General features: G+C 61.3%; 7 protein-coding genes and 1 pseudogene. All 8 read left to right on the forward strand.

Annotation, left to right across the window (positions count from 1 at the left end):
* Positions 1 to 485: hypothetical protein (locus H0V34_01660; protein ID MBA2490447.1), on the forward strand; the 485-nt coding region annotated here is incomplete at its 5' end.
* A gap of 80 nt (positions 486 to 565) precedes the next feature.
* Entirely contained in the window at positions 566 to 1,831 is a 1,266-nt protein-coding gene (gene urtA, locus H0V34_01665; GenBank protein MBA2490448.1) for an urea ABC transporter substrate-binding protein, read from the forward strand.
* Positions 1,832 to 1,919: 88 nt separating this feature from the next.
* On the forward strand, positions 1,920 to 3,551 hold the full coding sequence (urtB, locus tag H0V34_01670; GenBank protein ID MBA2490449.1) for an urea ABC transporter permease subunit UrtB: 1,632 nt from the start codon (positions 1,920 to 1,922) through the stop codon (positions 3,549 to 3,551).
* Between the two features lie 2 nt (positions 3,552 to 3,553).
* Entirely contained in the window at positions 3,554 to 4,639 is a 1,086-nt protein-coding gene (gene urtC / locus H0V34_01675; GenBank protein MBA2490450.1) for an urea ABC transporter permease subunit UrtC, read from the forward strand.
* Complete coding sequence (gene urtD / locus H0V34_01680; protein ID MBA2490451.1) at positions 4,636 to 5,472, forward strand: urea ABC transporter ATP-binding protein UrtD; 837 nt, start codon at positions 4,636 to 4,638, stop codon at positions 5,470 to 5,472. Before urtC ends, urtD begins: the two co-directional genes overlap by 4 nt.
* Positions 5,472 to 6,167, forward strand: a complete 696-nt coding sequence (urtE, locus tag H0V34_01685; GenBank protein ID MBA2490452.1) for an urea ABC transporter ATP-binding subunit UrtE — start codon at positions 5,472 to 5,474, stop codon at positions 6,165 to 6,167. Before urtD ends, urtE begins: the two co-directional genes overlap by 1 nt.
* 104 nt (positions 6,168 to 6,271) lie before the next feature.
* Entirely contained in the window at positions 6,272 to 7,045 is a 774-nt protein-coding gene (locus H0V34_01690) for an urease accessory protein UreD (protein ID MBA2490453.1), read from the forward strand.
* Between the two features lie 363 nt (positions 7,046 to 7,408).
* Positions 7,409 to 10,538: pseudogene (locus tag H0V34_01695) on the forward strand (DEAD/DEAH box helicase family protein).

Genomic DNA, 10,538 nt, shown 5'->3' on the forward strand with positions numbered 1-10,538 from the left:
ACGCGGCGCAGTATCAGGAAGACGGCGCGGGCACCGCAGGCGCGCCGGCGGATTTCTTAGGGATGAGCGCCGACTTGCTGATGGAAAAAACCTTGGGCGGGGCGGGCGTGATCACCGTCGAGGGCGAGTACAAGACGTTCAACCTGTCGGGCTTCGACCCTGCGGTCGCTTTCGCACCGGGGGCGGACTGCTTCTGCATGTTCGATGGCGACTCGTGGACCGCGACGGGGCTTTACCTGCTGCCGCAAAAAATCGGCATTGGTCAGTTCCAGCCGTATGTACGCTATACGAGCATCTCGCCGGACGCCAGCAGCGACAGGGATGAATCCGAGGCGGGCGTGAACTACATCATCGACGGTCACAATGCGCGCCTGTCCCTGTTCTACGAGTATGGCGACTTCGCAACCAAAGGCCTCGATTACAGTCCCGCCGCCGCGGGCGACGACGTCAGCGCGATCAAGCTCGCCCTGCAAGTGCAAATCTGATTACGACAACCTATCGCGAGGCAATTAGTGTCATGAACGAAATCGATCTTAAAGCCTGGCATCCGCGCGGGCGCGGCCTGATGATCGCGGCCGCGCTCGCCACGGCCCTGTTCGCGCCGCAGTCACACGCGGCCGACACCATCAAGGTCGGCGTGCTGCATTCGCTCTCGGGCCCCATGGCGATCAGCGAGACCACACTCAAGGACACGGTGCTCATGCTGGTGGACGAACAGAACAAAAAGGGCGGGCTGTTGGGCAAGAAGCTCGAGGCGGTGGTGGTCGATCCCGCTTCGAACTGGCCCTTGTTCGCCGAAAAGGCGCGCGAGCTCATCTCAAAAGATAAAGTGGACGTGGTGTTCGGCTGCTGGACGTCGGTGTCGCGCAAGTCGGTGCTGCCGGTGTTCGAGGAACTCAATGGTCTGCTGTTTTATCCGGTGCAATACGAGGGCGAGGAGTCGTCCAAGAACGTGTTCTACACCGGCGCCGCGCCAAATCAGCAGGCGATCCCGGCGGTGGATTATCTGATGAACGATTTTGGGGTCGAGCGCTGGGTGCTGGCCGGCACCGACTACGTTTACCCGCGCACCACCAACAAGATCCTCGAGCAGTATCTCAAAGATAAGGGCGTCGCCAAGAGCGACATCATGATCAACTACACGCCGTTCGGACATTCCGACTGGCAGAGCATCGTCGCCGAGATTCAGAAGTTCGGTTCCGCCGGCAAGCAGACGGCCGTGGTCTCGACCATCAACGGCGACGCCAATGTGCCCTTCTACAAGGAATTGGCCAATCAGGGCATCACCGCCACCGAGATTCCGGTCATCGCGTTTTCGGTCGGCGAAGAGGAGCTCTCCGGCATCGATACCCAGCCTTTGGTGGGCCATCTTGCCGCGTGGAATTATTTCATGAGCGAGGACACGCCTGAGAACGAAGCCTTTATCGAAACGTGGCACGAGTTTATCAAAGACGATGACCGTGTCACCAACGATCCAATGGAGGCGCATTACATCGGCTTCAACATGTGGGCCAATGCGGTCGAGGCGGCCGGAACCACCGAAGTGGATGCCGTGCGTGAAGCGATGTACGGCGTGACGGTGCCGAATTTAACCGGCGGTTATGCGACCATGTTACCCAATCATCACATTACCAAGCCCGTGCTGATCGGCGAAATCCAGGACGACGGTCAGTTCGTCACGGTGTGGGACGCGGGCGGCGAGGTCATCGGCGACGCGTGGTCGAATTATCTGCCGGGAAGCAAGAACATCGAGGCCAACTGGCTGCCGCCTATCGAATGCGGCAATTTCAACGTGCAATCCGGCAATTGCTCCGGACAGAAATACGAGTGATTCAAGTGCCGTTGCGATCTGCGAGATAGCTGCGCGCACGCACAGCTATCTCGCTGTTGTATTCAGCGCACCTTCCGGCAGGATTACCATGCGGTTAAGTTTCACGCGCGCGGAACGTTGCCTTTTACTTTTGCTAGCGCTGTTAGGCTTTGTCCCGCTCGGAGCCCAAGCCGATGACAAGGCCGATGAATTTCAGGCGCGGGTCGCGGCGCTGGCGACGGATGACTACGACGCCCTCGAAATCGCCGTCGACAAAGTCGCCGCGTCCGGACATGAACGCGCCGCGCCGGTGCTCCACGCTTTAGTCAACGGCAATCTCTACACCTGGCCGCAAGCCAAGGGCCCGGTCATCGCCGAAGAAAGTGGCGGCCAAATAAGAGTATTCGACGCCGCTACGGGCAAGCCGCTCGGGAGAATCGAAGACGACGACGCGCTCGAATCGATCTACGCCACCAACACCTTGCGGATTCAGATCGAAGATCTGATGGCGCAACTCACCCTGGCCTCCGCGAACGAGGAAACCCGACGTTATGCCGCCGTCCAGACCATCGGCGCGGACATCGATGACGAGTTGGCTGGGTTGTTGCGCAAGCGCCTCAAGACCGAGGACAGCGCCGAGGTGCGCGACGCCTTGAGCGTGGCGCTCGCGACCTTTGAACTAGATGCCGAGCGCCCGCGCACGCGACTTGCGGCGATCGATCACTTGCGCGGCTCGCTCTACCCGGAGGTGCTCAATCGCCTGACCGAGGTCGCCGAGAACGACGAAATTGCTGTGGTTCGCGCGAAAGCGGCCGCCGCGATCAAGTCGATCAAGCAAAGCATCGAGCGATATTACCTACTGGAGAACGTCTTCTTCGGCCTGAGTCTCGGCTCGGTTCTGTTGCTCGCCGCGGTGGGGCTCGCGATCACCTTTGGCGTGATGGGCGTGATCAACATGGCGCACGGCGAGTTGATCATGTTAGGCGCCTACACGACGTATACCGTGCAGCAGCTATTACCCGACCACATCGGCTGGACAATCCCCATCGCGATACCCGCGGCATTCATCGTCTCCGGATTGGTCGGGATCGCGATAGAGCGCGGCGTCATACGATTTCTGTACGGCCGCCCGCTTGAAACTTTGCTGGCAACCTTTGGAATCAGTCTGGTTTTGCAGCAAGCGGTGAGGACGATTTACTCGCCGCTGAATCTGGCGATCGAGTCACCGGGATGGATGCGCGGGCAGCTCGAGATCAATCCGGTCTTCTCGGTTACGCATAACCGGCTCTACATCCTTATATTCTCCATCATCGTATTTGTGCCTTTAGTCGCCGTGCTCCGGCGCACCAGCCTGGGATTGCAGGTTCGCGCGGTGGCGCAGAATCGCGCGATGGCCAAATCCCTGGGCGTGCGCGCGGACTGGATCGACGCTGCTACCTTCGGTCTTGGCTCCGGCATCGCCGGCATCGCCGGGGTCGCGCTGTCGCAACTGACCAACGTCGGCCCCAACCTGGGTCAGAATTACATCATCGATTCCTTCATGGTGGTGGTGTTCGGCGGCGTGGGCAATTTAAGCGGCATGCTGGTCGGGGCGTTTGGATTGGGATTGGCCAATAAATTCCTGGAGCCTTACTCGGGCGCCGTGCTCGCCAAGATTCTGGTGTTGGTGTTTATCATATTGTTCATCCAGATACGTCCGCGCGGTTTGTTCCCGCAGCGCGGCCGCGCGGCCGAAGGCTGACCCTGTTGACTCGCTTGCTGCTATCCGATCGTGGCGGTCAGGTGCTGCTCGGCTTGCTGCTGATCGCGGTTATCGCGGTGCCGGTTCTGAATCTCGCCGTGCCCGCCGGGTCGGCGCTGCACGTGTCGACTTACACCGTTGCGCTGGCGGGGAAATTTCTCTGTTATGCGCTGCTGGCGCTGGCCATCGATCTGATCTGGGGCTACTGCGGTATTTTGAGTCTGGGCCACGGCGCCTTCTTCGCGCTCGGCGGTTATGCGATGGGTATGTATCTGATGCGCCAGATCGGGGATCGGGGCGTCTATGGAAACGCCGCGCTGCCTGACTTCATGGTTTTCCTAAACTGGAAGGAACTGCCCTGGTACTGGTTCGGCTTCGATCACTTCTGGTTCGCTCTGGCCATGATCCTGCTCGTGCCCGGCGGGCTTGCGCTCATATTCGGCTGGCTGGCGTTTCGCGCGCGGGTGAGCGGCGTCTATTTCGCCATTATCACGCAGGCGCTGACCTATGCCCTGATGCTCGCCTTTTTCTTAAACGAGCTGGGATTCGGCGGCAACAACGGCTTGACGGACTTCAAGGAAATCCTCGGCTTCCCCGTGCAGGCGCCGTACACGAGAGTTGCGTTGTTCGTCATGTCAGCGCTCGCGCTGGCTTTCGGCTATCTCGCGTGCCGCTATATCGTGTCCTCGCGCATGGGCAAGGTCGTGGCGGCGATCCGCGACGCCGAAGATCGCACCCGCTTTTGTGGCTATGACGTGCAGTCTTACAAGCTGTGGCTGTTCGTTTTCTCGGCAACGCTCGCCAGCATCGCCGGCGCGCTCTACGTCCCGCAAGTCGGCATCATAAATCCGGGCGAGTTCGCGCCGCTGAACTCGATCGAGCAGGTTGTATGGGTCGCGGTGGGCGGGCGCGGCACCTTGTATGGCGCCATCGCCGGCGCCTTTGCGGTCAACTGCGGCAAGACCTGGTTGACCAGCGCGTATCCGGAAGTCTGGCTGTTCGCGCTGGGCGGCCTGTTCATCTTCGTCACCCTGTTGCTGCCGAGGGGGCTGGTCGGATTGCTGAAGCGGCGCAAGGCGGGCTCATGAACGCCATGCAAAAAGCTCGCAACGCGCTGCGCCCCGAGCGCATGTTCGGCTTCGCCCTGCCGAAGCCCATTCTGGACGTTGAAGTCGATGTCCATCAGGGGCCGATACTGTACCTCGAAGGCATCTCGGTCAGCTTCGAGGGCTTCAAAGCTCTGAACAACTTGAATCTCTACATCAACAACGGTGAGCTGCGCTGCATCATCGGCCCCAACGGCGCCGGCAAGACCACCATGATGGACGTCATCACTGGCCGAACTCGACCGGACGCAGGGACCGCGTACTTCGGCCAGAACATCGATCTGCTGCGTCTGAACGAGCCGCAGATCGCCCGCGCCGGCATCGGCCGCAAATTTCAAAAACCGACCGTGTTCACGGAACACACCGTGACTGAAAATCTCGAATTGGCCATAGAAGGTGACAAGCGCGTGTGGTCCATGTTGACCCGCGGGATCGATAAGCAACAGCGCGCGCGCATCGACGAGATCCTGGAATTAATACGTTTGACGCGGGAGCATCATCGACGCGCCGGTGCGTTATCGCATGGTCAGAAACAATGGCTCGAGATCGGCATGCTGCTGGCCCAGAATCCGCGCGTGCTGCTCGTCGATGAGCCGGTGGCGGGCATGACGGGCGAGGAGACGGAACGCACGGCGGAATTGCTGGTCAGTCTAGCGGGCGAACGCTCAGTCGTCGTCGTCGAACACGACATGGAATTCGTACGTTCCATCGCCCGCGCCGTGACGGTATTGCACGAAGGTCAGGTGCTGGCCGAAGGCAGGATGCAGGACATCCAGAACGACCCAAAGGTCGTTGAAGTATATCTGGGCGAGTAATGCTCACCGTTTCCGCGCTGAACCAGTCATATGGCCAGAGCCGCACCTTATGGGATGTGGATTTAAGCCTTAACGCCGGCCGCTACCTGTGCGTGATGGGTCGTAATGGGGTCGGCAAGACCACGTTGCTCAAATGCATCATGGGCCTCGTGCCGGTCACATCCGGCGAGATTCGGTTCGACGGTCAGCAGCTCGCGGGCAAGGCGGTGGAACTGCGGGCGCGGGGAGGACTGGGTTACGTGCCGCAAGGCCGCGAGATATTTCCGCTGCTGAGCGTCGAAGAAAACCTGCGCCTGCCGCTCGCTGGCCGCGGCAGAATGCGCGCGCCGATTCCGCAAATCGTGTTTGAGCTGTTCCCGGTGTTGAAGAGCATGCTGGATCGGCGCGGCGGCGATCTGTCCGGCGGTCAGCAACAGCAACTGGCGATTGCACGCGCGCTGATGCTGGAGCCGAAACTGCTGATCCTCGACGAACCGACCGAGGGCATTCAGCCCAATATCGTGCATCAGATCGGCGATGTCGTGCGCGGTCTCAACCGCGATCATGGACTGACGGTGCTGCTGGTGGAACAGAAGCTCCCGTTCGCCAGGCGAGTCGCCGACAGCTTCGGGCTGATGGAAAAAGGCCGGCTGGTCGCGGGTGGCCCGATCGACGCGCTGAGTGACGATCTGATCAGCCGCCACCTGTCGGTATGAGCATGCCCGCGGCGTCCGGCGATCGGCCGACGACGTCCGGGCTCGAGCGAGATGCGACCGCTACGGCTAGCTGGCGCGCCGACTTGTCGTTGCGATTCAGCCCGATGACGGGCCGTACGCGCTTAGCCGAACGCCGGCACACAGGCCCCCTGCTGGTCCAGCGGCCGTTCTACCCCGAGGGCGACCTGTGTCATACATATCTGCTGCACCCGCCGGGCGGTCTGGCCGGCGGCGATAACCTTCATCTGAACGTTGCGTGCGACCCTGGCTCGCACGCGCTGCTGACGACGCCCTCTGCGACCAAAATTTATCGCAGCGAGCACGGCCGCAGCCGGCTGACGCAAGCGCTCGCGATAGGCGGCGACGCCAGCCTTGAGTGGCTGCCGCAGGAGTGCATCTGGTTCAGCGGCGCACGCGGGACTATTGGCACGCGCATCGACCTGACCCCGGACGCGGCGTTCATAGGCTGGGAATCGTTGTGCCTGGGTCGCCCGGCCAGCGGCGAGCGCTTTGCCCATGGCGAGGCCCGGCTGGACTTTGAAATCTGGCGCGACGGCGTGCCGCTTCTGATCGAGCGGCTGCGCGCGAGCGGCAGCGCGCCCATCCTCAACAGTCGCTGGGGCATGAGCGGCCATGCATACGCGGCGACTTTGGCGGCGGCAAACGCGGATGACGCGGCCCTGCGTTGCGTGCGCGAAACCATCGCGCCGCGTGTACGCGGCCACTTCGCGACGACGCTCATCGAAGGCCTGCTCGTGGCGCGCTACCTGGGTGACAGCGCCGACGACATGCGTCTGGCGCTAACCCGCTCCTGGATGCTACTGCGCCCCCTGCTGCTGGGCCGCGAACCTTGTGCTCCGCGCATCTGGGCCACATAAAGGCGAATCCCTGCGACAAAGCGCAGGCTCGGGCTATCTCGTTAATGCCCATGCTCGACTAAAGCAGCAGAAGCGTCGGCGCCAACTTTGGCACCTTCTCTAGTCCGCGGATCGCTGACATTTGGATTACGTCATCGGCGTTGCCATGGGGGGCGAAATTCCGCCCCCCATGGCCCCTAATAAGCCATTTATAAGCCATTTGATCAAATTACTCCGTACCGCCTATACTCCCGGCGGGAGAATGCCGCAAAGCAAAAAAGCATGAATGGCATGTCGCCCCTCAGCGATCCTGCTCGCATACTCAAAAAGAGATTGCAACTACGCTGAGACGCCCAGACGGTGTCGATCAATCACGCATCTGGCATGAAACTCGAAGACCTCAAACCCAATGCCGCTGTGCGTGGTCTACTCCCCGATTGCTTGGCTACGGTCGTCAGTGTGCAGTGGCATGGGTCGGATGCGCTCACGCTTATTTACCGCTCCCCCGCCGGCAGGATCGCCGACGAGATCCTCTATCGCCACGACGAATCACGCCTCGAACTAGTTGAGCAAGGCCGGCCCTGGAGCTTCGACGGGGACGGCGCGCTGTTCCGGCTCGTTTCCGAGGCCCACAGAATCCGGCTCGCGCACCTGTTCGATCCGGTGCTCGCGGTGCACACGTCGCTGGTGGAACAGCTGCCGCACCAAATCACGGCCGTTTACGAGACCATGTTGCCGCGCCAGCCGCTGCGCTTTCTGCTTGCCGATGATCCGGGCGCGGGCAAGACCATCATGGCCGGGCTTCTGATCAAGGAGTTGATCGCGCGAGGCGACCTGAAACGTTGCCTGATTGTGTGCCCTGGAAGTCTTGCCGAGCAATGGCAGGATGAACTCCACCGCCGCTTTCACCTGCCCTTCGATATCCTGACCAATGACAAGCTCCAGGCGGCACGGACGGGAAACTGGTTTCTTGAGAACGATCTCGCCATCGCACGGCTCGACAAGACTCTCGCGCGATGAAGACGTTCAGGCGAAGCTCAGCGCGCCCGACTGTCGGTATGACCTTATCGTCTGCGATGAGGCGCACAAGATGTCCGCCACATTCTTCGATCGCGAGGTCAAGTACACCAAGCGCTATCGACTGGGACAGCTCCTGTCCGGCCTCACTCGCCATTTCCTGTTGATGACGGCGACCCCGCACAACGGCAAGGAAGAGGATTTCCAGTTGTTCCTCGCGCTGCTCGACGGGGATCGCTTCGAGGGTCGGTTCCGGGACGGCGTGCACCAGGTGGAAGTGTCCGATCTGATGCGCCGCATGGTAAAGGAGACGTTGCTCAAGTTCGACGGCACTCCGCTCTTACCGGAGCGCATCGCACATACGGTGCCCTACAAACTCTCAACGCCCGAGGCGCGCCTGTACAAAGAGGTTACTGACTACGTACGCGAGGAGTTTAACCGCGCCGAGGCACTGCAGAACGACAAGCGTGCGGGAACCGTCGGCTTCGCGCTCACAATCCTCCAGCGCCGTCTTGCGTCGTCGCCGGCGGCGATCCACCAGTCTCTCAGCCGCCGCCGAGAGCGTCTGGAAAAACGCCTGCGGGAGTTGGAACTGCTCCATCGCGGCGCGCAATTAACCTTAACTGGCCCCGTGCTTGACGCCGACGATATTGAGGATCTCGAGGACGCGCCAGAAAGCGAGGTCGAAGCCGGAGAAGAGGAAGTACTCGACCAGGCCACCGCTGCCAGCACCATTGCCGAACTGAAACTTGAGATTCAGACTCTGAGCAGACTTGAATCGCTGGCAGCCGAGGTGCGCCGTAGCGGCCAGGACACCAAGTGGCGGGAGCTATCTCACCTGCTCAGCGAAATCTTCACACCCTCCAGTCTAACCGGACGCGTGAAGGAACCTGAAATTCCTTACGGTGCAGGTTCCATCCCACCACCTGCTCCATCGGCACGCCAGAAGCTCGTGCTATTCACGGAGCACCGCGACACGCTCAACTACCTCGAACGACAGATCGCTTCATTGCTCGGCCGCCCGCAGGCCGTGGTGATGATTCACGGTGGGATGGGGCGTGAGGAGCGCCGTAAGGCGCAGGAGAGCTTCCTGCACGACCCCGAAGTGCAGGTTCTACTCGCGACCGACGCGGCTGGCGAGGGAATCAATCTGCAGCGCGCTCACCTGATGGTGAACTACGATCTGCCGTGGAATCCGAACCGTCTCGAACAGCGCTTTGGCCGCATCCATCGCATCGGTCAGACTGAAGTCTGCCACCTATGGAACCTTGTGGCCGAAGAAACGCGTGAGAGGGATGTTTACCGAACCTTGCTTGAAAAACTTGAGCAGGCGCGGCAGGCTTTGGGTGGCCAGGTGTTCGACGTGCTGGGCAAACTCCACTTCGAGGGTCGGCCGCTGCGCGATCTGCTGATCGAGGCCATCCGCTACGGAGACCAGGCCGACGTGCGCGCGCGTTTGACGGAGGCTATCGCTCATGCCGTGGATCGCCAACATCTGGAGGATCTGATCGAAGAGCGAGCCCTAGCCCACGACGCGATGGATGCGAGCCGGGTGGCGCGCGTGCGCGAAGAAATGGAGCGCGCCGAAGCGCGCCGCCTGCAGCCGCACTACATCGAATCGTTTTTCCTCGAAGCCTTCAGTCGCCTCGGCGGGACAATTCGCCAGCGCGAACCGCGCCGCTTCGAAATCACCCATGTGTCCGCACCCATACGGAACCGCGATCGAGCGATCGGCATGGGCGAACCCGTGCTGCAACGCTATGAACGAGTGGCCTTCGACAAGGGATTGCTGACGCCACCGGGACAGCCGATGGCGGCATTCATCTGCCCCGGACACCCCCTGCTCGACGCCGTTCTCGATCTGACCTTGGAACGCCACCGCGATCTGTTGCGCCGTGGCTCTGTGCTGGTGGACGAGCGCGATTCCGGCACCAAGGCACGTGTACTTTTCTATCTCGAGCATGCCATCCAGGATGCGCGGACGCTTCCTTCCGGAGAAAGGCGCACCATTAGCAAGCGCATGATCTACGTCGAACTGGACGCCGAATCTCAACCGCGCCATCTGCACTACGCCCCCTATCTCGACTATCGCCCGCTCGCGGAGGGAGAGCCATCAGCCGACCATCTCCTCGATCGTCCCGAGTGCGCCTGGATTACGCGCGAGCTGGAGCAAACAGTTCTTGGTCACGCCGTCGCCCACGTCGTACCCGATCATCTGGCCGAGGTACGGGGACGCCGTCTCAACTGGATCGAAAAGACCCGGGCCGCGGTCAAGGACAGGCTGACCAAGGAAATCGCCTACTGGGACCATCGCGCCGAGCAGTTGAAGCTCCAAGAGCAGGCCGGCAGGGCGGGCGCGCGGCTCAACTACGGTGAAGCGCGCCGGCGCGCCGATGAATTGCAGGTTCGCCTGCAAAGGCGGCTGGTCGAACTCAATGCCGAAGCCCAGCTCTCAGCACTGCCACCGACGGTTCTCGGCGGCCTCGTCGTTATGCCA

The sequence above is a fragment of the Gammaproteobacteria bacterium genome (assembly GCA_013696315.1).
Lineage (GTDB): Bacteria > Pseudomonadota > Gammaproteobacteria > JACCYU01 > JACCYU01 > JACCYU01.

What these genes read in the sequence shown, in the direction of transcription:
- urtA (MBA2490448.1), top strand. Translation starts at nt 566, where the DNA reads ATGATCGCGGCCGCGCTCGCCACGGCCCTGTTCGCGCCGCAGTCACAC.
- urtB (MBA2490449.1), top strand. Translation starts at nt 1,920, where the DNA reads ATGCGGTTAAGTTTCACGCGCGCGGAACGTTGCCTTTTACTTTTGCTA.
- urtD (MBA2490451.1), top strand. Translation starts at nt 4,636, where the DNA reads ATGAACGCCATGCAAAAAGCTCGCAACGCGCTGCGCCCCGAGCGCATG.
- urtE (MBA2490452.1), top strand. Translation starts at nt 5,472, where the DNA reads ATGCTCACCGTTTCCGCGCTGAACCAGTCATATGGCCAGAGCCGCACC.
- H0V34_01690 (MBA2490453.1), top strand. Translation starts at nt 6,272, where the DNA reads ATGACGGGCCGTACGCGCTTAGCCGAACGCCGGCACACAGGCCCCCTG.